At 47.5% G+C, this 26259-nt stretch carries 22 protein-coding genes and 1 pseudogene; 6 read left to right on the top strand and 17 right to left on the bottom strand.

The features are described from left to right. The first annotated feature begins 137 nt into the window (after positions 1-137). Together IEY09_RS00115 and IEY09_RS00110 are read left to right on the top strand one after the other, a co-directional pair. Complete coding sequence (locus IEY09_RS00115; protein WP_188869332.1) at positions 138-953, top strand: hydratase; 816 nt, start codon at positions 138-140, stop codon at positions 951-953. Positions 954-1112: 159 nt separating this feature from the next. Continuing rightward, positions 1113-2228 (top strand): energy transducer TonB, encoded by a 1116-nt coding sequence (locus tag IEY09_RS00110; protein WP_047536341.1) that lies wholly within the window; start codon positions 1113-1115, stop codon positions 2226-2228. A gap of 4 nt (positions 2229-2232) precedes the next feature. Here the strand turns inward: IEY09_RS00110 and IEY09_RS00105 are convergent, their stop codons facing one another. From IEY09_RS00105 to slyA, 8 genes are all read right to left on the bottom strand, one after another. Then, positions 2233-2589 carry a cysteine-rich CWC family protein gene (locus IEY09_RS00105; RefSeq protein WP_052183987.1) on the bottom strand — a complete coding sequence of 119 codons (357 nt, stop codon included), beginning with the start codon at positions 2587-2589 and terminating at the stop codon, positions 2233-2235. Between the two features lie 282 nt (positions 2590-2871). Then, on the bottom strand, positions 2872-3732 hold the full coding sequence (locus IEY09_RS00100; RefSeq protein WP_047536338.1) for a hypothetical protein: 861 nt from the start codon (positions 3730-3732) through the stop codon (positions 2872-2874). Positions 3733-4024: 292 nt separating this feature from the next. Continuing rightward, positions 4025-4342 (bottom strand): hypothetical protein, encoded by a 318-nt coding sequence (locus tag IEY09_RS00095; RefSeq protein ID WP_173944664.1) that lies wholly within the window; start codon positions 4340-4342, stop codon positions 4025-4027. A 10-nt stretch (positions 4343-4352) separates the two neighbouring features. Next, positions 4353-5408, bottom strand: coding sequence for a c-type cytochrome (locus tag IEY09_RS00090; RefSeq protein ID WP_047536336.1), 1056 nt, complete (start codon positions 5406-5408; stop codon positions 4353-4355). 10 nt (positions 5409-5418) lie between these two features. Next, entirely contained in the window at positions 5419-6045 is a 627-nt protein-coding gene (locus tag IEY09_RS00085) for a c-type cytochrome (RefSeq protein ID WP_047536334.1), read from the bottom strand. A gap of 190 nt (positions 6046-6235) precedes the next feature. Continuing rightward, positions 6236-7264 (bottom strand): DUF2955 domain-containing protein, encoded by a 1029-nt coding sequence (locus IEY09_RS00080; RefSeq protein WP_047536332.1) that lies wholly within the window; start codon positions 7262-7264, stop codon positions 6236-6238. Positions 7265-7280: 16 nt separating this feature from the next. After that, positions 7281-8354 carry an HlyD family secretion protein gene (locus IEY09_RS00075; RefSeq protein ID WP_047536330.1) on the bottom strand — a complete coding sequence of 358 codons (1074 nt, stop codon included), beginning with the start codon at positions 8352-8354 and terminating at the stop codon, positions 7281-7283. An 8-nt stretch (positions 8355-8362) separates the two neighbouring features. Then, on the bottom strand, positions 8363-8836 hold the full coding sequence (gene slyA / locus IEY09_RS00070) for a transcriptional regulator SlyA (RefSeq protein WP_037422531.1): 474 nt from the start codon (positions 8834-8836) through the stop codon (positions 8363-8365). A 218-nt stretch (positions 8837-9054) separates the two neighbouring features. Here slyA and IEY09_RS00065 point away from each other — a divergent pair, with 218 nt between their 5' ends. After that, entirely contained in the window at positions 9055-10959 is a 1905-nt protein-coding gene (locus IEY09_RS00065) for a methyl-accepting chemotaxis protein (protein WP_188869330.1), read from the top strand. Positions 10960-11035: 76 nt separating this feature from the next. On the opposite strand, the gene metF is transcribed toward IEY09_RS00065, so the two are convergent. The 3 genes from metF to metB form a co-directional block, all read right to left on the bottom strand. Beyond that, positions 11036-11929 (bottom strand): methylenetetrahydrofolate reductase, encoded by an 894-nt coding sequence (gene metF / locus IEY09_RS00060; RefSeq protein WP_047536327.1) that lies wholly within the window; start codon positions 11927-11929, stop codon positions 11036-11038. Positions 11930-12177: 248 nt separating this feature from the next. Then, positions 12178-14571, bottom strand: a complete 2394-nt coding sequence (locus tag IEY09_RS00055) for a bifunctional aspartate kinase/homoserine dehydrogenase II (RefSeq protein ID WP_188869328.1) — start codon at positions 14569-14571, stop codon at positions 12178-12180. A gap of 11 nt (positions 14572-14582) precedes the next feature. After that, positions 14583-15746: a cystathionine gamma-synthase gene (gene metB / locus IEY09_RS00050; protein ID WP_188869576.1), complete on the bottom strand. Its 1164-nt coding sequence runs from the start codon at positions 15744-15746 to the stop codon at positions 14583-14585. 222 nt (positions 15747-15968) lie between these two features. On the opposite strand from metB, the gene metJ reads away from it, so the two are divergent. Then, positions 15969-16283 carry a met regulon transcriptional regulator MetJ gene (gene metJ, locus IEY09_RS00045; RefSeq protein ID WP_011073770.1) on the top strand — a complete coding sequence of 105 codons (315 nt, stop codon included), beginning with the start codon at positions 15969-15971 and terminating at the stop codon, positions 16281-16283. 107 nt (positions 16284-16390) lie between these two features. Further along, on the top strand, positions 16391-17134 hold the full coding sequence (locus IEY09_RS00040) for a sulfite exporter TauE/SafE family protein (protein ID WP_037430669.1): 744 nt from the start codon (positions 16391-16393) through the stop codon (positions 17132-17134). A 132-nt stretch (positions 17135-17266) separates the two neighbouring features. Here IEY09_RS00040 and nrfD read toward each other — a convergent pair whose 3' ends face one another. From nrfD to IEY09_RS00020, 4 genes are all read right to left on the bottom strand, one after another. After that, positions 17267-18211, bottom strand: coding sequence for an NrfD/PsrC family molybdoenzyme membrane anchor subunit (gene nrfD, locus IEY09_RS00035; protein WP_188869326.1), 945 nt, complete (start codon positions 18209-18211; stop codon positions 17267-17269). A gap of 2 nt (positions 18212-18213) precedes the next feature. Next, the gene (locus IEY09_RS00030) at positions 18214-18780 is read right to left on the bottom strand and encodes a 4Fe-4S dicluster domain-containing protein (RefSeq protein ID WP_047536322.1); all 567 of its coding nucleotides are present in this window, start codon (positions 18778-18780) and stop codon (positions 18214-18216) included. Between the two features lie 12 nt (positions 18781-18792). Next, positions 18793-21075, bottom strand: coding sequence for a thiosulfate reductase PhsA (phsA, locus tag IEY09_RS00025; protein WP_169548794.1), 2283 nt, complete (start codon positions 21073-21075; stop codon positions 18793-18795). 499 nt (positions 21076-21574) lie between these two features. Next, positions 21575-22201, bottom strand: a complete 627-nt coding sequence (locus IEY09_RS00020) for a pentapeptide repeat-containing protein (RefSeq protein WP_188869324.1) — start codon at positions 22199-22201, stop codon at positions 21575-21577. 697 nt (positions 22202-22898) lie between these two features. Here IEY09_RS00020 and IEY09_RS00015 point away from each other — a divergent pair. After that, positions 22899-24002, top strand: a complete 1104-nt coding sequence (locus IEY09_RS00015; protein ID WP_144376288.1) for a phosphoribosylaminoimidazolesuccinocarboxamide synthase — start codon at positions 22899-22901, stop codon at positions 24000-24002. A gap of 509 nt (positions 24003-24511) precedes the next feature. Here the strand turns inward: IEY09_RS00015 and IEY09_RS00010 are convergent. Both IEY09_RS00010 and IEY09_RS00005 read right to left on the bottom strand, forming a co-directional pair. Next, on the bottom strand, positions 24512-25225 hold the full coding sequence (locus tag IEY09_RS00010) for a HEPN domain-containing protein (protein WP_144376289.1): 714 nt from the start codon (positions 25223-25225) through the stop codon (positions 24512-24514). A gap of 8 nt (positions 25226-25233) precedes the next feature. Then, positions 25234-26121: pseudogene (locus tag IEY09_RS00005) on the bottom strand (GmrSD restriction endonuclease domain-containing protein); the annotation flags it as partial. Between the last annotated feature and the right edge of the window lie 138 nt (positions 26122-26259).

Here is a 26259-nt window from a genome sequence, read left to right as displayed (position 1 = left end):
CAAAAAGGTATATTGAGCGCAATTTCTCTTTTGGCCCAGATTGGATTTACAGAGTCAATTGATACCTTATGTGCACATTTATTGCGGCATAAGCCACTCTGTATAAGTCTTTAAAAATAAGTCAGTTAGGATAAAAAATGTCACCAATAGACACGAAAGCACAGCTTGAGTCCATTAACGCAGCAGCACAAGAACTCGCGCAGCGCCGCGCTAAAGGTGAAGCGGGCGACCTGTTGCAAGAAGCGTTAAGGCCCAAGGATTTCTCCCACGCCTTTGCCATTCAACAAGCGATTGCGCAGCAATTTAGCGCCCAAGGCAACCCGATTGCGGGGTGGAAGTGCCTGCTCCCAACGGCAGAAAAAACCGTAGTGGCGCCCATCTATCAACATGATGTGTATCTGCAAACCGCCGAGTGCCCGCTTTATCCTTCAAGCAAAGGGCTAGCCCGTGTCGAGCCTGAGCTCGCCTTTGAAATCGGCAACGATTTACCGCCACGAGCTACGCCCTATTCTGAGGCAGAAATCGACGCCGCCCTAGGTAAAACCCGCCTCGCCTTAGAACTTATCAAAAGTCGCTACCAAAACCCAAGCGAAGCCAATCACTTCGACGCCCTCGCCGATGGCTTAGTCAATCAAGGTCTATGGTTAGGGCCAGAACTACTTGCACCAGCCAAGATAGAAACAGGCCATTTCGCCCTGAGTGTTGAAATTGCTCATAACGAGCAGCAACAGAGCGAAACACTGCAAAAAGCCGCTGTTCATCCAAATGGTTTCGCTAAGGCCGGACTCTACTGGTTAGTCAACTTTTTATCCGCCCAAGGGATTGGCTTAACCCGAGGACAATATGTGATTACTGGCTCCTATGCGGGGGTATTAGATTTGCCACTCAATCAAACCTGCCAATTCCACTACGGTGAGTTAGGCCAATTTGGTTTGCAGTTTGTGACTAAATAAGTCTCTGCCTAAAGGGTGCCAAGCCCATCGGCAAAGTAAGAAGGTAGGCAAAGGCTTACCTTCTTAGCGTCCCCCCAGCGACCAACTGCCGAAAACAAACTTGTATCAAGAGTGAAACATTTGTACTATCCGAAGAAACTAAACATAAGGATATACAAGATGTTAGACGGAAAAATATTACCCTTAGCCAGTCTATTTGCTTTAGCCTTAAGTACTTCGTTACCTTTAACCGCCTCGGAAAACAGCTTTCCCCAAGCCTACAGTGACTACCAAGCCGCACTCAAACAAGGTGATAACGACCAAATAGAAGCCAGTGCCAAAAGGGCCTTCGAATTGGGCGAAGCTCAATATGCCAAGGACAGTGTCGACTTAGCTAACCTCGCCATGAACTGGGCTGGTGCGATAGAGAAGCAAGTCGCCCCTTACCCATTTGAAGAAAAGAATTTGCCAAAAACAGCTAAGGCGAATGAGTTATATCAACTCGCATTAAGCAATTATAAAAAGCATTACGGCGAGCATGCCGCTGAGCTTATCGACCCGCTACTCGGCGCAGCGGAAACCTCACCTAAGCTGACTGTGGCGAAAGGATTTTTTGAAGATGCTATTGAAATTGCTGAAAAAAATGCAAATAAAAAGCTGTTGGCGAATATAAAAATGGCAGCCTTTGCTCGCCTCAGCAACACAGAATTGTACACTGCTAAGGTAAGAGACTATGCCTTCGAGGCCTATGAAACTTACAAAGAAATCCTGCCCGAAAATGCCCTCGACAGAGTCAAAGCCACCTATGTCGTCGGTGCCGTTGAATATGCCGAAAAGCATGATGACAAGGCGATTCCGTTGCTTTTAGAAGTGGTTAAGCAGTTTGACGCCCTTAACTTTAGCCATCCCTATGCCTTAAGCGCCCACGCTTATTTAGTCGAACTGTATGAGCGCCAAGGAAAGCGTGACGAGTCCACCGCCCACTGTATCGCCATCGGCAAAATGCGCCCTTGGGCGGACATGCAGGAGCAACAACCACTGTTTCGCACGGTGCCCAAATACCCTAAGTCCTACCTCATACAACGTAAAAGTGGCTATGTGACCCTTAACTTCACTGTTGATGAGATGGGATTTGTGAAAAATCCTGAAGTGCTCGAATCCAAAGGCGGTGTGCTATTTGAAAAATCCACACTGAAAATGATCGAAGAATGGCGCTATGCCCCGAAGTTTGAACATGGCAAGCCCGTGCCAGCACAAACCACTGTGCGTATAGACTATTTCACCGATAAGTCTTAATCGGTTACTTCACCTCATATCCCAGCCCATCGCCTAATCCCGATGGGCTGTTTTTATCTTCTGAAGCAGAAGTAGTTAACACTCGCTTTATCCGGCTTAAACAAGTCTCACAAATACAAGCCGTCGCAGGTTGCGTTAATAGTTGCGCTAACTTATCAGCACTCAGCCCCGCTGTATCGCCTGTCGATAAACCTACCGCAAAATCGCCAGATAGCAATTGAGTCAACTTCGGAAACGCCTGCTTAGTGCACCAACAGTTACTGATATCTGCACCAAGAGTCATAGCACACTGATTCGCCCCTTGGCATAAAGGGCACTGCTGCGCCACATCGAACTGAAGTTCTGGTAAGTGTTTAGGCACGGTAATCCTTATGGCATCGGAGTGATAACGCAGAAATAATAATGGTTTTTTGCATTAACGTTGGAATAATAATTCCATCATCAAGGCACTCATATCGATTAAGCGTGCAAATAAACACCTAGGTTTTTATTGCCCTTTAATTGACCGTATTCATCAAGTGGTATCTAACTAAAATCATATTTGGTGTATTCATTTAGCTCAGTAAGCCGCATTCCTGCGTTATGGAAAATGTATTCACGGATTCATATATGCTAAATACTTATTTGTTCACGAACCTTAACGCTATACGTCTTGAGTATTTTTCAAGCGGTGCTTGTTTAATGCATCTCTCAAGAATTTTCGAGCACTTGTACGATCAAATTGATATCGATTGATTCCACTCACAACAATCGCAGCACCACAATTAGGCATAGGATCTCCAATTGCAAAACCAACACCGCAATTTATTGTATTGATGGAGCTAAAAAAGTTTCGATTGTTAGTATTAAACAAGTAAGTTTCGCCAACAACCAGTTCAATCCCATTACGAAGAACTCGACCTTTAGCTAATCGAATAATTCCTGGTGGTTCAAATTTGAGCTGTATGAGTATTTTCCTTTTACCTTCTCGGATAGTTAAGGTTTGAGCGACCCATTCTATATCCCATTGATTTGTTTCACATATAAGCTCATTGTCAGCAATTTGAAGAATCAGGTTGTTAGTTTCATCAAAAGCTAAAAAGTTAAGAAGTAATTTATCTTGCTCAACTCTAAAACCAACCATTACTAAGCCATCAACTACTAATGGAGCGAAGAATGAACCTTCGGTCAGTCCATGGTATTTAAAGCAACTACTACCTAAGTAAAAAGAAACGTCAGCACCGGAATAACTCATAAGAACATTTTTAGACACACCAACCCTTTTATTGTAAGGGTCGAGATTTGCCTTCTTTACATCTTCAATGGGAATCAGGCCATCTGTTTTCATCCCATGGTGCATTCTGCATAAAAGAGTAATCTCATCCTCTTTATGCCTCTGTACGATAGCCCATTCCTCCATGTGTTCGTATTCATATAGAGGAAATCCACAGATAACACACCCAAATCCACAGCGTTGTCGGACAGATCTTTTTATCTCACTAGGGATAGCTGGTCGATTGCTCATAGTGTCTCCAAATCAGTTTGATCGAGTACTACATAGAATGATCATGTAAATATTGATGGATTTAATAATTAGGATAAATACATCAGCTATGTCAGTAAGTTAGCACTATAGACTTCAGCCCCTCAAGATGCTTTTTCAATTAGAAGGAGATAATTCACAAATGCTTAGCTGATTATTTCTATAAACAGCAAAATACAGTAAGGTGTAACAATACTTTGTTTCCTTTGACCAAAAACCACCGTAAATCAGCTCCTTAGAAAACGTAGAGAGGGTTCAACTCCCTCGATACGTTTCATGTATTCGAGATTGGTTTTGAAATCAACAGACCACACTGATGTCCGAAAGGCGAGTCATGGTGATTAGCGAGACGACCGTCCGCCCCAAGGACGGGGCGGTCGAGCATCCACGGATGGACTCGCTGCGAGTCGACGAGCGAATGCCATGACTCTCCTATAGGTTGTCCCTGTAAAAACACGAAGATCCCTGCAACAAAAATCCCAAATGACTCGGTACAATTGACCAATAAAAAATCCAGCAAAGCTAAATGCTTGCTGGCTTTTCTGTCTAATCCACTGACTCGCTTCATTTCACCGCGAGAACAGTCAATCAAAGCGACTCAACTACGACTTTTTCGGAAACACCGGATAAGAGGTGGTGCCGAGCACTTTGCCATCGACGTCGACACCGTAGTAGTCATTGTCATTATGGTATTTTTCCTGCGCTTGTTTCACATCGCCCTTATTGCGTGGGTCCTGTGGCCGTTCATGGGAGTTGATATAAGCGGCAACGTCCCATGCCTGTTGGTTAGTCAACTGCATACTCTTACCGAAAGGCATGTTTTCATAAATGAAGAATGCGGCCGTATTCACCCTGTGCATGCCAGCACCCCAGTTGTAACTCATTGGGCCCCATAATGGTGGCAGAGAGTAAACACCGGCAATCGCTTGGCCTTGACCATCCGCGCCATGGCACGCTTGGCAGTGGGCGGTATATACGGCTTTGCCGCGCTCGGGTGAGAACGCAAGTTCAGGTTTTGGGATCTCAGGATAGCCACGGCCGGGTAGATTTGCGCGTTGCTCCACTGTCATGGCTTTGGCTAGGGCGTCTGGCAGTGGGAAATCCTCACGTTTGGCGCCTTTTACCAATTCGGCATCGCTAAGTTCTGGCACTGGACCATCGAGGTTCGCCGCATCCATTAAACCACTCATCCCTAACCAGTAGGCATAGGCCGATAGCGCAACCAGTTCGGGGCTGCCCGCAGCGGGGGCTTTACCATTCATGGAATAGTTAAAACAGCCTTGTATCCGCTCTTGAAAGGTATTTACTTTATCGTCTTTTTTACGATACGCGGGATAGGCAAAATAGGCGCCCCACACCGGTGATGCATTCGCCTTACGGCCCGCATCCATATGGCAGTTAACGCAGTTAAGCTCGTTACCCACATACTTATCTCTCAGCTGCTGGGTATTCACAAATAACTGATAACCCAAGCGTACTTTATCGCCGAAGGCACCTTCGGGAATCGCGCTTAAGGGTCTAGGCGTAAGATAGGTTTGATCAGGATTTTTAGGGACTGAGGGCAATGGCGCTTGTTTATCAGGTAATTCTTGCGCCGCTTGTACCTGAGCTGTCAGCACGCCCATTGCGGCCAATAGTAAGATGGCAGAAGATTTCATGGCCGGCTCCTTATTTCAAATTCGCAAAGTAGTTCGCTAAGGCATCCACCTCTGCGGCGGTCAGCTTGTTAGCCACATTGGCCATCATGCCGTCCACATCTCCCTTACGTGTGCCAGCTTGCCACGCCAACAGTTGCGTCTTGATATAGCTGGCCTGCTGACCCGCTAAACGCGGGAACAGCCCGCCACCTAAACCCGAGGGGCCATGGCATGTGACACAGGCAGGTAAGCCGCGAGACCAATCACCTTGATAGGCTAAGCGCGCGGTATCATCGCTAAAGGTGATTTGTTCGCCCCTAAGCACAGGCTTAATTTCTACCTTAGGGGATTTGGCGGAGAAATAACTCGCCACTTGCTCAATGCCATCACCTTGCAGGGTCATCGCCATCGGCATCATGGTCGCGTTTTGGCGCACACCTGCCTGAAAATGCTGTAATTGGGTGGTGAGATATTCTTTCGAGAGTCCAGCCAAACGAGGGCCAAGTGGCTCAATGCCCTCACCTTCGACGCCGTGGCAGGTCACGCAGATTTGTCCCGCTGGCGGGAGAGCGCTGGTATTCGCCATAGCGACAGAGGTCAAGACACAGCCGCTAATGAGCGCGATGCCTTTGGCTAATGTTTTAATTTTATTATTCATTTTCTATCCTTGAACAAACCTTGAGTCACACGAAAACGCTTGAAAAACTGCGTTAACGGCTAAACCAAGGTCGCTAAAAAAGAGATAATTGAGTGGTGCGTTCTACGTTTAGCCCACACTAAACGCATCAAAACACCATACTCCTTGCACGGAAGCGGAACAAGCATTAAAAAAATCTAATATTAACCTTTTAGTAACCAAATCGAGTCGCTTCAAAGCTATTCAATAACTTATGCAGCAGATAACAGAGGAATAACGTCGCCACTATCGCCACAAAAATGCTGCTCACCCGATACAGTGCACTAAAAATTAAGTCGTTACCTGGGGTTAAGTATTGGCCAAATAAAATCCCTAACGTCGTCATAGCACCAAATCCCACACCCGAGCCGCTCGCCTCCTTCACATGGGCCTGTGCAAACAACATAAGGCCAAGCCACAGCAGCGGCACAATCAGGATCAACAATCCTGACCAATCGTAGAGAAAGAGTTGCACCATCACCCCAAAAGACACCCCAAGCAAGGTACCAATGGCACGTTTACGGGCATAATCCAACGCCCCGTTCCAATGCATGGGAAATAAAAGTAGCAAGGTGGTTGCCTGCGCCGACATCGAATCACGCAGATCGAAAATCTGAAACACTAAGAAAGAGAGCGTGGCAATGCTGGCACCGAGCAACGCCTCATGGCGCATACGGTGCGGCGCCTTAGGGCCGGGTTGATAGGCGGCGCGAGGTTCAACATCCGGCCAAAGTGCAGTCATTAAATAGGCGATGATGACTGATAGCCCTGTCGCCCAAAAGTTACTAAAAATCAGATCATTCAGATCTGTGCCCGGATAGCTGGCAAAGTGCAGCATAATGCTTAAACTCAGCACGCCATTGGCACCAAACAGAAACAGGCTACCGCGGGACATCGCCGCAAAACGATACAAAAACAGCAGGAAGACAATCGGTGTCATCAAGTCTGGGTGGCTACCGAAGAAGCCTCCGAGCAGGCCGACTTCAAGCCCCGCAATGGCAGATGATGCCAATAATTGCCTTACCGCATGGCCACTTATCACAGGGACTAAACCCAGTAATAACATTGGGGTTACGGTAAAAAACACCCCATTACTCCAACCAAAGAGCTTACACAGGGTAAAACCAATGGTACCGCCAGTGGCAATGCGCAAGCACTGGCGTAAATCATTGGCGGTTAATGGGCTGTGGCGTAACAACATGCAAATTGCCTTGATATTAATAGATGTAATGGAGCAGGCTAATGACCTTAATCTGCACCTTGGCTAGCAGGCTAAATAGCGTATTGTCGGGCAGCAATTGCACTGTGGCGCGCGCCCCTGCGGGTAGGTTATTCATTGCACTGTTGTCTGACACACTGTCATCTAAGACTAAATGCAGTCTTAAGCGCTGCGCATCACGCACCCAACGGTCTGACTCCTGCGGCGCGGCTAAACGACCATTGGCATCAAACTGCCCCGCACTCACCCCTGCATCGACACTGCTCACTTGGGCGTGATACAAACGACCAGGCTCACCGTCAAAGGCAATTAATGCGGGATAAGCAGCATTCACACCTCGTAAGGTTTTTTCGCGAAAATCGGCAATAATATCCAATTTATCAGAGACTAAGGCGAGTAGTGGTTGGCCCACAGCGGCAAAACTGCCCACTTCAAGTTGCAGGTTGGTCACCACTCCATTTTGGTCGGCACGGATTTGGGTGTAAGACAGATTCAGCTCAGCTTGCTCTAACGCATTCATCGCTTGGCGAACTCTAAGGTTATCTTCGCCATAGAGACCACGGCTCACTTTGAGTTTATCGAGGCGAGCATTAGCGGCTAACACATTCGCCTCGGCGGCGTCCGCATCACTATCGGCTTGATCACGCAACTGCTGCGAAACGCCATGGGTCGCATAAAGTGCATCTAAACGTTTGGCCTCGCGGCGTTTTTGTTGTGCAGTCGTCACACTCGCATTCACTTCTGCTTTAGCGGCTAAGAGTGCAGCATCAAGTTCGGCATTATCCTGACGCACTTGTTCTAGGGCCAATTTGGCATGTGACACAGCCAACTCAAAGGGCGCAGGGTCGACTTGAAACAGTAAATCGCCTTTGGCGACCACTTGGTTATTTTTCACATTAATCGTTTGAATCTTGCCGCTGATCTGTGGAGTCACCTTAGTCACTACACGGGTTGCCATAGCCTGTGGGGTTAATGGCATCATAGTGTCGGCAAACATAAAATAGCCAAACACGGCCACAAAACCGAGCATGGCGATTTTGACAAGACGGGCAAATTGTTGATCCGGTGTCATCTTATTTCTCACTCAAGAATATCTGTGCTCTTAGCCAACTTGGCTAAGGCGTTTTCACTAATTAGGCTAATGATGCGTTCAAACTCGCCAAGCTCAGTGGCGCTAATGCCCGCTAATAATTCACCGCGCACATGGATAATCCGCGCTTCTACTTGCTTTAATACGTCTTTACCGGCGGGTGTTAGCGACACGATTCGGGCGCGCTTATCTTTAGTGCAGCAATGACGCTCGACTAAACCTTGCTCCTCAAGTTGCCCTAAGGTACGCATCAAAGAAGCCAATTCAATTTCCAGCGCATCCGCCAACACCTTTTGGCTCACGTTGTCACCTAGACGCAATAACTTCCACAACGCGGTCCAACGAGGATGGGTTAACCCAAGTGGTGCTAATTCCACATCCGCCACGGTACGCCATAAGCGGTGCAGGCGACCTAAATGTTCCGCGAGGGATAACTCCTTTAAGCGCTCGAGTTCTTTATACATGATGCTTACTCATTTACTTAGCCTGCTAAGCATTATACTTAGTTAGCAGGCTAAGTAAATATTTATGCCTATAAAAGATCTGTGCACGCTGCCACGAAATCCGCAAAAAGCCGAAAAACAACTGAAAAAGGTTCACCCGCTCGCAAATATAAAAAGCAGTATCTCTATAATATTCAAAAAGATATTTAGACAGGCATACGAATACTGGGAGGTTTACTGTGAAGAATTTAAACATTAGCACTCGGATAGTGTTAGGCATCAGCCTACTGCTATTTGCGGTGATGAGCTTTATCATGCCGCTGGTCCTATCAGAATTCAGTCGCCAAATAAGGGAGTCTGAACAACGGGAATTACATAAGTTATACGAAACCGCGGTAGCAAATATCGTCTCATCGGGACAAAGAGCACAGGCGATGGCAACCTTAATTTCACTCACACCTGAGATCCAAAGTAACTTTGCCGAGCGCGACCGTGAAGCACTACTTCAACGCACCCAACCGCTATTTACGCGCCTTAAACAAGATTTTGCCGTGCAGCAATTTCAGTTTCACACCCCACCCGCGACCTCGTTTTTACGCCTGCATCGCCCTGAAAAATTTGGTGATGACCTCACCGCAATCCGTAAAACCATTGTCGAAACCAACACCCAAAAGCAACCCCTCAGCGGTTTAGAATACGGGGTTGAAGGCTTAGGTATCCGCGGCCTCGTGCCGATGAATTACCAAGGACAACATACGGGCTCGGTGGAGTTTGGTATGTCATTTGGACAGCCCTTCTTCGACAATTTTAAAAATGCCTACCAAGCAGAGATAACTCTTTTGCTGCCTAAGGATGGCAACTTTGTCCCCTTTGGTGGCACCTTTACCACCGACACCAGCGCCTCCAGCGAACTCAACAAGGTAATGCAAGGTACTGAAGTGATTCGCACCATCGATTTAGACGGCAAGAGTTACGCCCTGTATCGTCATGGGATGAAAGACTACTCGGGCAAAACCTTTGGTGTGCTGGATATTGCACTGGACAGAAGCCACTCCGAACAAGCGATGTCCGATATTCGCTTTAAACTCATCCTGATAGGCTTTATCGCCTTCCTAATTGGCACCGCGATTGCCTGGTTTATCGCCAAGAGCATTACCCGCCAAATTGCCGAAACAACCAATGCGCTCAATGACATTGCCGAAGGTGAAGGCGATTTAACCCGCCGGATTGAAGTGAAGAGTAAAGACGAAATTGCGCAGCTTGCACTCGCCTTTAACCGCTTTGCTGAGAAAATCCACGCGACTGTTGCTCAAGTCTCTGACTCTACTAGCTTACTGGCGACATCGGCCGAAGAAATGTCTGCTATTACAAATGAAACTCAGCAAATGGCAAAACGGCAACACCTCGAGACCGAACAAGTCGCCACCGCCATGAATGAAATGGCGGCAACAGTACAAGAAGTTGCCCACAATGCGACTGATGCCGCCGACGCAGCAACCCACGCCAGCGAGTCAACTGAGCATGGCAAGTTGCTGGTTGAAAAGGTCATTTCGACCATTAGTCTGCTGGCGGATGAAATAGCCCATGCCGCCACGGCCATCAACGAACTTGAGCGTAATACCGCGCAGATTGACTCGGTATTAGTCGTTATCCGTAATATTGCCGATCAAACCAATTTGCTCGCCCTCAATGCCGCCATTGAGGCTGCCCGTGCGGGTGAACAAGGCCGTGGTTTTGCGGTGGTGGCAGATGAAGTGCGTACGCTCGCCAGCCGTACTCAAGCTTCAACCAGCGAAATTCAGCAGATGATTGAAGCCTTGCAACAGAGTGCCAAATCGACCGTCAGCACCATGAATACCAGTACCGCCACCACGCAAAACTGTGTTTCGTTGGTGCACGAGGCGGGGGAAGCGCTCGAAGCCATTACCCAAGCCGTGTCCACCATTAACCAAATGAACATTCAAATCGCCAGCGCCGCCAACGAGCAATGTGCTGTGTCGGCGGAAATCAATAAAAACGTCAATAATATTAATGATATTACGACCAATGCCACCGAGAGTGCCGTGCAAACTGCGCGGGCGGGAGACGAATTAGCACAACTGTCGATGCGCTTAACCACACTCCTCGCTCAGTTTAGGATTTAGGATTTAGGATTTAGGATTTAGGATTCAAGCAAAACAAAACGCCGCTAAATAGCGGCGTTTTTTTATGCTGTTAACGTTATAGCGCCTTTGGGCGCACCCCTAAGGTATGGCAAATCGCATAGGTCAATTCCGCACGGTTTAAGGTGTAAAAGTGGAAATCCTTCACCCCTTCGCGGGACAACACTTTCACCATATCAATCGCCACGTTTGCGCCCACCAGCTGACGGGTTCCGGCATCATTTTCAAGGCCATCGAACTGCTTATGTAACCAGCTTGGCAAGCTCACATTGGTCATGCCCGCAAAACGCTTTAACTGGGTAAAGTTAGTCACGGGTAAAATACCGGGTACGATTTCGACATCAATCCCTGCCGCAACGCAGCGGTCACGGAAACGCAGGTAAGATTCCACATCGAAGAAAAACTGGGTAATAGCACGGCTCGCACCGGCATCGATTTTACGCTTAAGGTTAATCAAATCGGCCTGAGCGTTAGCCGCATCTGGGTGCACTTCTGGATAAGCCGCGACCGAAATATCAAAGTCGGCCACTGAGCGCAGCAGGCGCACTAAATCCACCGCAAAGCGAGTCGGTTTTGGGCTGCCCGCAGGTAAGTCACCACGCAGCGCCACTATGTCGCGAATACCCGATTTCCAGTAATGCTTTGCCAGATCTAACAGCTCTTCATCACTGGCATCCACTAAGGTTAAGTGCGGCGCAGCAACTAGGTTGGTTTCTTGTTGAATACGTTCAATTACGCCGTGGGTACGGTCACGCACACCCGAGTTTGCCCCATAGGTTACTGAGACAAATTTAGGATTCAGCGGCTCTAAACGGCGGATAGAGTTCCACAGGATCTGTTCCATTTCGGGGGTTGATGGCGGGAAAAACTCAAAAGAAACATTAATATCGCCATTAAGTTCAGACAAACTTTGGTTTAGCGAATGTGAATGTTGTGCGTGATGAAAAGCCATGTGTATTTCCTCAACCGCCCGAGTGCGACACTTATCGCGACTGGTACGACTATTAATGCAGTAGTTTAATCCATATGGACGTTTGGACGTCTATATGTCCATATACTAGAGAAACTGGCTGTTAAGTCAAGCCAAAAAATCCCCCTTTTTGGCATTTTCTTATCCCTCGTTGATCACCTTGATTTTAGTCCTTATCTTCGCCAATAAAAAAGGACTCAAATGAGTCCTTTAAGCTTTTGAATTTAAATCTATTCTTGCAGTAGATCGCGACAGATCTGCGTCAGATCCGATTGCACCGCCGCCGCTGTTACCTCACGGCCAGCACCCGGCCCACGGATAATCAAAGGATTACCTTGATAGAAAGCTGAGCGGATCACAAACACATTGTCACCGGGCGTGAGGTTGGCGTAGGGGTGGCTCGCATCAATCCACTGTAATCCCACCTCGGCTTTAAGGACTGCGCCGCTATTATCCAAGGAGGCGACATATCTCAGCACTTTGTTTTGTTCCGCTGCTGCGCCATATTGCTGCAATAATTCATCATCTAGCTCACCGATACGGGCAAGGAATTGCTCCAACGGAATATCCGCTAAATGGGCAGGCACTAGGGAGCGCAGCTCAATATCTTCAAGCTCGATTTCCAGACCGATTTCACGGGCTAAAATCAGCAACTTGCGCTGCATATCGCGGCCAGAAAGATCGTCCCGAGGATCGGGTTCGGTAATCCCTAAACCACGTGCTTCAATCACTAATTCCGAGAAGGGTTTACTGGTATCGTATTTCTCAAATAACCAACACAGGGTGCCAGAGAAAATCCCACCCACGGCTTCAACGCTATCGCCACTGTTACGCAGATCGTTTAAGGCGTGCTGAATAGGTAAACCCGCGCCGCAGCTGGCGTTATAGCGCCAGAATAAACGGCGATAACCGAGTTGTTCTTTAAGCTCGCGATAAAAAGGCAGTGGGCCAGAACCCGCGAGTTTGTTTGCGCTGACCATATGGATGCCGCGCTCGAAAAACTCTGGGTATTGCAGGGTTAAACTGGCGCTGGCGCTGATATCTAATGCAATCAGTTCGTCGCAGTTAAGTTGTTCTAATTGTTCAAATAGATGCTCGTACTGCCAAGGAGTCGCTTCAGTATCAAATTCCTGCTGCCAGCTTTCCAGATCCACCCCCGTAGACTTAATCAGGGCTTTACTGGAAGTAACCAGACCGACTAACTCGACTTGCGCTTCAAGCTCTTGATTTAACGAGGGAGAAACTGACTTAAACAGCTTCACCCACGCCTCGCCAATATTGCCCACACCCAGCAGCAATACGCCAATGCGTTTACGCGGGCCAGCACAGCGGCGATGCACTTTTTGTGTCAGCAGATTAACCTGCGACTGTGGCACTAAGGTCACCAAACTTAAGTCACCACTGAACAAGGGCTTAGCATCGCGGCTCAGTAAACGGGCAAAGCTGCGGCGATAATGCTCGGCATCGGCACTCACGAGTGCCACTAAGCCGAGTTCGGTATTAATTTGCAGATCTTTAATGCCGAGGGCTTCGGCCTGCGCATCCAATAATTTTTGTACTTGTTTTTGGTTTTCAGCGGTATAGGCAAGCTCAAGCCGTTGATGCGCCGATACCCAATGTGCCAGTGGTGTTAATCCCGCCTCCACCAATTGCTCGAGCAGACTGGCGACATCACCCGCGATCTTAAAGCCAAATAACACCACGGCATTTAGATTGGTCACCACGGGCGCACTCGCTGAGGAACTGTGCGGCGCAATCAGGGTAAAGTCGGTATGGGAGGCGTAGCTTGAACGCACAGCTAGGCTCACCTCAGTGTTAAACAGCGGCTGCAAAGTACGTGAATGCAACACGGGTGAGCCTAAACGCGCCAAGCGGTCCGCTTCAGCAAGTGACATGCTTTTCAGTAACTTGGCATCGTTGATCTTATTGGGATCGGCGTTAAATACCCCTTCAACGTCGGTCCAAATGGTCACGCGCTCAATATCGGCAAGGCTGGCAATTAAGCTGGCGCTAAAGTCAGAGCCATTGCGACCCAATAACAAGGTATCGCCACGCTCGTTGGCGCAGATAAAACCGGTGATCACTAAACGCTCGTTAGGATGCGCGGCCAGTAAGGCTTGCACTTTGGCGCGGGATTCTTGCACACGGATTTGCGGCACAGCGGCCTCATCTGCCACTAAAATCGAGCAGGCATCCACATGACTTGCGGCCACGCCAGATTCACGCAGCAGCGCTGCCATCAGACGCGCTGACCAACGCTCACCAAAACTCACCACATGACTAATTTGGTAATCGTTACGGGAATCTAAAGATAATAGACTGATTAACTGGGCTTTATCCGTCGTTAAACGCTCACGTAAATCCCGCGCCTGCTCGTTAGATAACAGCTGCTCAATCAAGCCCTGCTGATAGCTGATAAGGACTTGTAACTCTTCCTGCCATAATTGGTTGCTATCGCGCAGGGACAATAATTTATATAAAAAGTTAGTGGTTTTACCCGCGGCAGACACCACCACCAGATCATCACTGTGGCCATGGGTTAACAGAATATGGGCGACTCGGCGGTAACAATCGGCATCGGCTAAGCTGGAACCACCAAATTTATGTAAGTGACAACGTGCCATCTATTATTCCTCTACTGACAAGCCGCTACGGCGGCCAATCCTGCTTGAATATCTGCAACTAAGTCGTCGGCATCTTCAATACCAACCGACAAACGTAATAGGGTGTCTTTAATACCAGCTTCAAAACGCGCCTGCGGCTCCATCGCTCTGTGGGTCATGGTCGCAGGCACGGCCACTAAACTCTCGACGCCGCCTAAACTCTCAGCCACGCTGAATAAACTTAACGCATCTAAAAAGGCGACCACTTCGGCCTCGCCGCCCTTAAGCTCAAAACTCAGCATAGCGCCAAAACCTTTTTGTTGCTTGGCGGCAATGGCATGACCGGGATGATCCGCAAGACCTGGGTAATACACTTTACTCACGACTGGGCTGTTACTCAGTAACTCCACAATACGCTCGGCATTGCGTTGGTGCTCACGAATGCGCACAGCTAAAGTACGCAGGCCACGCAGGGTTTGATAACTGTCAAAGGCAGAACCGGTTAAACCTAAGGTGTTCGACCACCAATGTAAGGTCTCACCGAGTTGAGGGTCTTTGGCGATCACCGCGCCGCCCACCACATCACTATGGCCATTAATGTACTTAGTGGTGGAGTGGATAACGATATCGGCGCCGAGCAATAGCGGTTGCTGCAAAATCGGCGACAGGAAAGTGTTGTCCACTATCACTAACGCGCCCACACCATGACCTGCCTTGGCAATAGCTTCGATATCAACCACCCGCAGTAATGGGTTGGACGGGGTTTCAATCCACACCATTTTAGGCTGCTGGGCAATCGCTTGCGCAAGTGCTTGGCTGTCGGTTTGATCGACCACCAGCAGTTTAAATTGGCCTTTTTTCGCCAAATTAGTAAATAAACGGTAAGAGCCACCGTAACAATCGTGGGGCACCACCAGTAAATCATCTGGGCCCAGTAAAGTGGTCACTAAGGTAATGGCTGCCATGCCAGTACAAGTCACTACACCGGTTGCGCCCTTTTCCAGCTTAGCTAAGGCATCGCCTAAGATGCTGCGGGTAGGATTGCCGGAACGGCTGTAGTCAAATTCGCGAGGATTTTTATGACCATCGAAGGCGTAATTCGTCGACAGGTAAATTGGCGGCACCACGGCGCCATATTGAGTATCGCTTTCGATACCCTGACGCACTGCCAATGTGGCTAATTGACGCTCGGTCACTAATTTGCCTGCGGTCATCGGGAACTCCTAAGTTCGCAAAGAGATGTCTGGACGTCTAAATGTACCTAAGCCCAGTGGTATCGTCAATAGGCGTTAAGACGTTTAGACGTCTAAACATAAAGAAATCTGTTTGCAATCGCTAAGAAATAGTAGCAATAATTTGACTGTAATCTGTAAGGGTTTAAAATCTGCCCCGAATTTAGCGTTATAACAGGTGAGTCAATGACTGAATGGAATGGGGAATACATCAGCCCCTATGCTGAACATGGCAAGAAGAATGAACAAGTAAAGAAAATTACTGTGTCTATTCCGCTCAAAGTGCTAAAAGTCCTCACGGATGAACGTACGCGTCGTCAGGTCAACAACCTGCGCCACGCAACGAATAGCGAACTGTTGTGCGAAGCATTTTTGCATGCCTACACCGGCCAGCCTCTGCCTGATGATGCCGATCTGTCGAAAGAGTGCCCAGACAGCATCCCCGCTGAAGCAAAGCGGTTGATGGACGAAATGGGGATCGAGTGGGAAGACATGGAATAACGCTTAAGCGTCCATAATCCTGCCGTAACTAATTATTAGGGATCGTTAATGCTCATCCGGCGTGGTGGGTTAAAGTAACGATCCCTATTTTGTTTTGATGGAATCCTATGTTCTCCTTGATCGATCCACAAACGCTTGCCATCGCGTCTGTGATTGTGTTTTTAGGTGCCCTCACCCAGAGTCTGATTGGGTTTGGCTTAGCCGTGGTCGCCAGTCCGTTGCTGTATATCGTCGATCCCCAATTAGTGCCTGCCCCCGTGATTGTGATGGGATTTTCCATCGCGCTACTCACCCTATTGCGTGAACGCGGCCATTTAGAATTCAATGGCTTGCAATACGCGCTCATCGGTCGAGTGCCCGGTGGCTTTATCGGTGCTAGCCTATTACTGTTTGCGCCGCAGCCGATTCTTGGTCTGGCGATTGCAGCCATTGTGGCAGTCGCCGTGGTGCTCAGTTTGTATAAATTCAGTCTGCCGGTGAACAAAGCGACTCTGTTTGGCGCGGGAGTCGTCTCGGGGATCTTTGGCAATATCGCCGCCATTGGTGGCCCTCCGATGGCGATTTTATTGGCGGGTAAGGATGCTTCGCAGTTTCGCGCGGCGTTATCGGCCTTCTTTATCTTTAGTTCGACCATTGCCTTGGCGATTCTTGGGGTGACGGGCCTACTCGAAATCAAGCACTTTTGGCTGTCGCTAATGCTATTGCCCTCGGTCTTTTTAGGCTATCTCGTGGCGGGCAAACTGGTGGGAAATGTGGATAAACATAAGACCAAGATGGCGACCTTAGCCCTCTGCGCTATCAGCGCCTTAGTGCTCACGGTCAAATCAGTGATTGAGTTATTACCGCAATAACCTCATGCCAATCGCAGCCATAAAAAAAGCACCGTTTAACGGTGCTTTTTGTTGCTGTGGATACGAGTTGTCATCCATTCGAGCATCACTTAATCGCATTTAAGTGATGCTTAGTGCGCTAGCATCAATACGTTAGCTTAAGTAACTTTGGCCTGCATACACAATAAAGTGTCTCAGGGCGAGCACGCCAGTTAAGCTGGCACAGGCCACCATAATCATTGCGCCCTTAGTGTGGCGAGTCGCTGCGGGAAGCAGCATAAACAGCAATGGCACACCAAAGCCAATCCCGACGACACCAATCCAGAATACGCTTGCCCACACGCCAGAGGTGAGTGATGCCAGCGCCGCAGCCGCCGCTCCGCCCTTAAAGTACAAGGCACAGAACAACATAAACAGGAACATGATTTCGATTGCCATCACTGGCAGCTCTAAGCCATGCATTTTGGCTAAGGTCTTGTCGTGGCTATCGGTTTTGAACATCACCAGCGCCAGCACCGCATTGGCCGCCGCACCCGCTGATAAACCAGATACCAAGAACAGTGCAGGCAATACCGCAGTGTTTAGCATTGGATAGGCATTCATCGCCGAGATTAAGAAGCCTGTGTAAGCGCCCACACCAATGGCGAGGACAAACAACAGCACTTCAATCAGCTTTCTAAAGGGCATCAGCAGCTTAGCGATAGGCACTAAGAAACCTAAGCCCCACTTTGGCAAATCGTCACGCAGTACTAAAATCGCGTAGGCAAATGCCAAGGGTGAGTAAGCCAGCAGCGCTAATACCCCAATCGCCATAACGGATTGGAAGTTGTAGTTAATTAAAATCAACCAGAAGTGGAAAGGCTTAGTTAAATCAAACACTAAACAAGCCAAGCCTAAGCTGATTGCCACAGGGCCAATAATTGCTGCGGCCTTGAGGATATTGCTCTCAACTTGTGTTTGTTCTTGATTGAACCAACGCAAACCGATACCAATCAGCAAACTTCCGGCGGATAAACCCGCCATAAATAGATACACGGCGATGACCCAGTGCCAAGTGACGGGATCATATTGCGCCATATCGCCCCAAGTATTGTTCATAATCAAATCCCCCCTCTTTTGGTAGGAACGCGATATACCCTAGGTTTAGTGCCTAAATGGGTCTTATCTTGGTAAGTGATCTTAGTGTTGAGCAGTGTGGCCACTTCACTTTGTGGATCGTTAGCATCGCCAAACACCAAAGCATCGGTCGGGCACACAGTCACACAGGCAGGCTCTTCACCCCGGGCCAAACGCGTGTCCTTACAGAAGTTACACTTGTCAGCCACTTTGGTTTCGGGATTCATAAAACGCACTTTGTAGGGACACGCCGCCACGCAGTACATACAACCCACACACTTGTCGCCGTGGATGGAGACAATGCCATCTTCGCCCACATAGGCCGCGCCCGTTGGACACACCTTCACACAAGGCGCATCTTCACACTGCTGGCAAGACACCCTGTGGTACTTAAAGTGCAGATGGGGCATTTCGCCATAGGGTCCTTCGACTCTCACCTGCAAACGGGTCACCCCTTCTGGAACACCGTTTTCACTGCGGCAAGCCACGTTACAGGCTTGGCAGCCGATGCACTTGTTCTCATCGTGCACCATCACATATCTTTTCGTCATTTGAGCCTCCAATTAGCGTTTTGCCAGCGTGACGCCAGTGGTGTGTACCGTCATGCCACACACAGGTGCGGTAACGTGGGGCAGTAAGTTTCCGCAGTGGATACCTTTGCCTGTCGCTCTAACCAACTCTTTGTTTTTAGAACCAAAGCCCATATAAGCAAACACGGTATCGGGGCGAATGCCCGGGGTGACTAACGCATGACCTTCCTCTGTACCTACGCTGCTGGTTAAGCGGATAGGGTCGCCATTGCTGATACCTAATTTGCTCGCGGTATCTGGGTGAACCCATACAGCGTTATCCGACATCAAATTTGCCAGCATGGGCACATTGTGGGTCGCGCCATTGGTATGCACCGCCACCTTACCTTGGATAAAGTAGAGTTCATTTGGCTTTTTAAGCTGCACTTCGCGGAATTTAATGACGCCGCGTCCTGGCGCCATGGCTTCAACCTTGGCGGAGGTCAATTCAATCTTGCCGCTTGGGGTTTTAAAGCTGAGTAAACTGCCGTAGGTGCCGTCTTCATCCGCAGGTTTGGCATTGGCATAGGCCTTGGTAAATTCGGCGACCATTTTAGGTTCACGCAACATAATCGGCTTACCGAAGCTGACAAAACCTTCGTCTTTGATCCGGCGCAGCAGCTCTGTGTCGCGGTTTACCTGCAACAGTTGCAGGGTCTCCATGTTTTCCCATGGATAGAATTCACTCAGCCCCAGTTTGTGGCCAATATCCTTAAAGATTTGCCATGACGGACGAGTATCACCTAGGGTTTCAACCACCCGTTGGCGCACATAGTAGGCAGGGTTTTTACCGGACTTGTCAGCGATTTCCTCATCACGCTCAAGGTAGGTAGACTCAGGTAAAATCACATCGGCATAGGCCGCGGTTTCACTGATATACACATCGCACACGGCAACAAAGTCGAGCTTTTTCAAGGCTTCGACCACTCGCGCTCTGTCGGTCATGGTTTGCATTGGGTTAGTACGGGACATCACCCAGCCATGTAACTGATAAGGCACCGCGCTTAAGGTCGCATCGAGGACGGTTTGATAAATCCCGCCCGCAGACCACATCATGGCGTACTGTTCTTCCACTTGGTCGATACGTTTTGCCGCAGGCTTTGGCATATCTTTTACGCCGGGCTTACCCAGCACGGGGGCCACATTTTCACCGGCGAGCTTGTTATAATCGCCAGGCTTTTGACCAAGATAAATACCGCCCTTACGTTCGATGTTACCAATCAAGATGTTGGCAGCGTAAAGCGCGCGGCGCATTTCAAACTCTTCGGTGGTAAAGGTGGCTCTGTGACCAAAATCCACTACAGCATGGGGCGCTTTAGCCGCATATTCACGGGCAATACGGCGAATATCTTTGGCGGGCACATCGGAGATCGTTTCGGCCCACTCAGGGGTATAGGCTTTTACTTCAGCGGCAAAGGTGTCAAAGCCTTCGACATAACGCTCAACAAAGGCTTTGTCATAGAGGTTTTCTTCAATCAAGACATGACATAACGCTAAAGCGACCGCGACGTCGGTACCAGGACGAATCGCATACCATTCATCGGCTTTATCGGCAACCACAGAGAATCTTGGCTCGAACACCACCAGCTTGGCGCCTTTATCCATTTGCGCCGCCATCATGCCGCGGGTTTCGGACATGTTGATACCTTCGTACAGGTTATGGCCGAAGTTAATGATGTATTTTGAGTTACTTAAATCGCGTTTCACCTTAGTGCCAAACATGGCCATAGCAGCAATTTCATAACCGCCGGGGCAAGTAGAGGCATGGGTAAAGGTATTTGGGCTACCAAACGCCGTGGCGAGGTGGAATAAGTGTTTTTCTTGCGAGCCAGATTTAGAGGAAAACGCTACCGCCTCTGGGCCGTGAGCTTGCTTGATTTTAGTGAGATTATCGGCAATCAGTTGATAGGCTTCATCCCAACTGATTTCAGCCCATTTACCCTCGCCACGCTCGCCCACCCGTTTTAGCGGTTTAACAATCCGCTGTGGATCGTACAGCAAACTATGACCAGCACCGCCGCGGGCACAGACTTTTCCGCCAAAGGATTTAGCCGCCTTATTACCGCTGATAAAGACGTTTTTACCTTCAATCACCCGCGCTGAAATCGGGCAGCGGGTCGAGCACATCTCACAGATACTGGCAATTTCTTTGCCCATGCCCTTAAGCTGCTTGCTCTCTAATGCCGCTAAGCTGCCCGGCAACAGGCTAGCTAATGCACATGTTGCACCGCTGGCCCCTGCGCCCTTTAAAAAGGTTCGCCTATTAAGCTCAATCATGGTTACCTCCATCACACTCATCCACCCTTATGCGCCAATTGGCACACGCAAACTTAGGCTTTGGGTCACCACTGCGGTGAAACACTAAATTTGCTCACAGGTTTTTAGTTATTAATGCCAATGCCTTAAGAAACGCTGGCATTTTGCTGTTCCGGAGTGATTGTTATCCCTTAAGGAGTAGGCGGATATTGTGGTAAACCACATAGGCAAGTTGAGTGTGATCTGTGGCAACTAAAAGTTAAAATTGTTCTAAAAATTCGTGAATAAGATCAATAGTGTTGATTGGCCATATCGATGCGTACGCTTGAGGTATTTTTACAATACGCACTACAATAAAAAGTTATCAAAAAACCTAAAAGCAATTTTAAAAACAATAAGTTTAAAAGTGATACCGCGATATCGCTGTCACAATAAACCCGTTAATTTAAAAGGATAAAATACCAGCACCGATTAGCGCGAACAGGTGCTGATATGAGGTCAGTATGAGGTTGGTATAAGGTCAATCCACCAAGGTAACTAAGCCATTTAACAGCCGAATCGCTTCATCGCGACTAAACTTGGCACCTTTAATTTTATTATTAAAAATATCGATATCGTAATCGGTCGCCTCGGAGAAATCTGCCTCCATCAACTCGGTGCGGCCGAATAAGCTATGGCGAAAATCGCTGTAACTAAAGTTGGCGCGATTAAACTTACCCTCACGGAAATCCACATCCTGCGCCTTACAGCCCTCAAGTACCATTTCATCGAGCTTAAGGCCCATAAAAGAGCAGTCGTTTAAGATGCAGGTTCTAAAGCTAAAAGGTGCCGCAAAGGATAATCTAGGCCAAGCAGCACGGGTCCAATCTATGCCCACCAGCTTACATTCTTCAAAACTCACACCGTTAAATTGGCTTAAGGGCACCTTGAGCAGGCTTAAATTACAGCCGACAAAACGGCAATCGATAAACTTGCAGTTACGGAATGTGCTGTCGCTAAATTGGCAATCGTGGAACTCGCATTCTTCAAACTCAAGGTCTTGCCACTGGCTTTGGCTCTCGGCTAGGGCGATAAATTGCTGCGAGAAAAAATACCGCCCCTGTGAGGCTACGCGCGCCATCATTGGCATTTTTGCATCTGTCGTCATACTCGCTCCATATTCTCCATCACGGCTTAGGCACGTCCTGATGGGCAAATTGTCTTTTTGAATCTACAACAAATAGCTGTTAAAGCGAGAAGCGGCGCCTCAAGCTGATGCACTATAGCCGCAGATAATAACCCGATTAACGCCACTCACTACATGGCTAAATTGGCATAAACCGAATATAGGCTTAGCACTTATGCTCAACAACCTAGCCCCACAAGCTAGCTTCAAACGCTTGCGAGCGACGCTCCCGCTTTAGGCATTTTCAGCTTTTACCTTTACTAGCCTTCACTTTGTGCCGACACGCCGCACAGATGCGCATAAATAGCCGTGGAAAATTTTGCGAATAAAGGTAAAATGGCGCCACTTTTCGCGGCTGTCTAACAAGGTTCTCTGGGATTAATGGTTAGCCTTTTCGAGCAAAATGGCACGGGGTTTCCCCGCTTGAGCAGACCAGTATTACTCTGGCGCCAACCTTGCTCTGCGTTTCATTTTTACCCCGAATCTCGTCCCCCTTTATTGTCCTCAACGCCCGAAAATCCACTATTCGCTTTACGCTTAACCTTCACCAAGGCTTTACGCAAACTCAGCAATAAGCTATTGGTTAATAATAAAAAGGTGGCTAAGCATCTCACGCTTAAGCACACCGCAATACATAAAAAACTCGTCCCTACACTCTCTATCCAAAGGAATACTCGTCATGAGTCTTGCTGATTCCGTATTAGCCGTGAACAACGATTTACCCATCCGCACCGACAAATCAGTCCATAGCGGCAAGGTACGTAGCGTTTACTGGCTAACCGACGCCGACAGCCGCCGTTTAATCAAAACCAAGGGCTACAATGTGCCCGAAGATACGCCGCTTGCCATTATGGTGATTAGCGATCGCATCTCCGCCTTCGACTGTATCTTCCACGGTGAAGGTGGTTTAAAAGGCATTCCAGGTAAAGGCGCGGCATTAAATGCCATTTCTAATCATTGGTTTAAGTTATTTGCCGAAAACGGTTTAGCCGACAGCCACATTTTAGATATCCCGCATCCCTTCGTTTGGATAGTTCAAAAAGCCCGCCCAATTAAAGTCGAAGCCATTTGCCGCCAATACATTACTGGCTCCATGTGGCGCGCCTACTCTAAGGGCGAGCGCGTATTCTGCGGTATCACCCTGCCTGAAGGCTTAGAGAAAGATCAAAAACTGCCAGAGTTACTGATCACCCCTTCGACCAAAGGTATTTTAACTGGGATCCCCGGTGTGCCCGCGCAGGATGACGTTAACATCAGCCGCAGCGATATCGAAGCCAACTACCAAGCCTTTGGTTTTGAAAAGATAGAAGATATCGACCTGTACGAGAAGCTGTTAAAAGATGGCTTTAAGGTGATAGCTAAAGCTCTGGCCGACCTTGACCAAGTATTTGTGGATACCAAGTTCGAGTTTGGTTATGTGACCGATAAAAACGGCAACTCAAAACTGATCTATATGGATGAAGTGGGCACCCCCGATTCATCCCGCATTTGGGACGGAGCCGCCTACCGCGATGGTAAAATCCTTGAAAACTCTAAGGAAGGTTTCCGTCAGTTCCTGTTAAATCATTTCCCCGATCCGGATATTCTGCTCAACAAGGACAGAATGCCAGAGCGCGAAGCCCTCGCCCGTGATAATGCCCTGCCATTAGAGGCGATGATGCAAGTGTCGCGCACTTACACTGGCATCGCCGAGAAGGTGACTGGCGCAGCAATTCCGCTGCCAGCCAATCCAAAGGCAGATATTATTAAGATCCTACGGGAAGAGTATGATTTGATTGTTTAATCAAATCAGAGGTTTTGGGTGGTTTGCCTTCCCCCAAGAGTAGAAAAGGCGCTTAGGCGCCTTTTTTGTTTGAGTCATTTAAACACTTAACCAATACAACGCTGATAATTAAGCACAGTCATTCCAGTGACACGCCGTGAACTCATCCATGAGGGCTCGACGACGGCATCCATGCCGTCAACGGTCACTTCCATGCCAATGCTTAATCCCGCCAACCCATCTAGTAGTCTGTATGCCTTTTTACAAGAATACACTTTGCAAATTTAACAATGGGTGGCTCGTTAACTACTCTGATGAGTTTTAGCGACTACATCGTGGCCCATTGCGAGGCCGATTTAAAGTGGATGGGTCCATTCCATTATCCATGCCTCGCTCACGCAAAGACCGCAAATGCCCTGCGGCAACTCCGAGGGGATGTGTATTCTGTAACTTCGGCGTAAGCTGTTAATACCAAGAGCCATCAACATTGTAAAATTTAACAATGGGTACCTCGATATATGCCATTCTATTTATGCTACATGGCTATACCATGTATTCTGACCGTATTTGGAAACCATTTCTTTATAAATTGTTCGGTCAATAGCACTTACAAAATCCTCTAATTCTGATAACCTGTTCTTTATATCACGAGGTGAGATTCCTGGAATTTGCCCAGTGTGAGCAAGTTGAGTCCTTAAACTACCTAGTGATTGTAATGTAGCTACTGAATCTCTATTCATGCGAGCACTAAGAACATTAAAAATATTACTAATACCTATGCGCTCAAATATTCTTATTAAATTATTTTTTGACGGATATTTGTAATTTGTATATATATCCTCCCCTTTTATTTTGTATATAGTTTTAGAATTATCAATTATTTTACCAGCGTATCCATTTAAAGCTTTAGATAAAGCAGAGAAAGCATCCCTTTCACTGCAAATACCAACATCCACAGCATACATCTTTGATTTATCGATATTTTTCAAGAAAAGATGAGCACGTAGATTTTCAGGAAGTTCTTCCCCTTTTAGTGATAATGAATGTATTCCATTTGCAAATCTTGAAAAAATATCTGATATGTAATTTTCAAGTATTGCATGAGCCAAGAATACAGATGCAGCTAAAACATATTCTTTTATATTCGGGTCAACATTTCGATTTTCCACTAATTTAACCTTGAACAATATTTCATTTAGATCAATTTGTAGCGTTTTACGTGCTTGGCTTTTTTTATACGCCATGACTTGCCTCAAGCTCGAAATGTTTTTCTAATGACTTCAGCTCTGTATCTAACCTGCGCTTCATCACTCGTTGCTATACTTATAGAGCGTCTAAATTTATCGTCTGTTTCAATTAGTGTACCTAATAGTTTTTTTGCTTTATCTCCTGTAGCTTTTAGTTCTACACCTTCTTTATCAATTTTATAAAAACCTACCATTATTGCATCGTAAAGTGCTGAGTTAAAAGTGCTCTCAACCTTAAGTTCTGAATTAAAAACCTTAAACGTAAGCTCTTCAAAAGTATCTTTAGCCATAGTCAATATACGGGTAAAGTTTTTTAAAAGTTCGTCTTTTCTTTTTTGTGGCAAATTCCTATTTTTGTCAGAGTAGTCGTTTATAAATGTTGCAAGTGGTTTTTTATATTTATCATGACTCTCACTTAAAGCCCAAAATCTTAGAACAAGTTCTTCAGCTTTCATACGCTTGTCATTTTTTATTTCAAGTGCAGATAGAAAATTAGATTCTTTAACTGCACGGGTAGCTAACGCCATCAAATCGCCATAATAAAGCCCATGTCTTAGCTCTTGTGGTGTAAGCTTGGTTGCTCCAGAGTTTAGTCTCTCAAAAACATCAAATTTTACTTGAGGGTGTGTATCTTTAAGAATTACAATACACCTGAGAGTTCTATTTTGTATATGCCTTTGAAATCTAGGATCTAATTCATGAAATCTACTGCCTTCTAATTCAGGGTAAGCGGTGAGTCCTTTTAGTGGGAACTCATTTTTCAAATATTTCCTCAGTGTTGTAAGACGCTGGTTACCATCAATTACAGATAATCGTTCATCACTCTCTTGATTCAAATAGATAACAGGTATTGGGCACTGTATTATTAGTGATTCGACCAATCGAGAAGCTTGAGAATCACTCCATGGCTTTGTTTCCTAAATCGATTCAGCGAACAAAGCCCCTCATAATCGTCTAAATATCAAACTACACGGTAAGTTACAGGCATGCCTAGCCCAGTAAGTTTGTTCAAAGCCCTAATCATCGCGTAA

Origin of the sequence: Shewanella xiamenensis (assembly GCF_014647135.1) — a bacterium.
Taxonomy (GTDB): domain Bacteria; phylum Pseudomonadota; class Gammaproteobacteria; order Enterobacterales; family Shewanellaceae; genus Shewanella; species Shewanella xiamenensis.
This window is presented reverse-complemented; position numbering and strand designations above follow the sequence as displayed.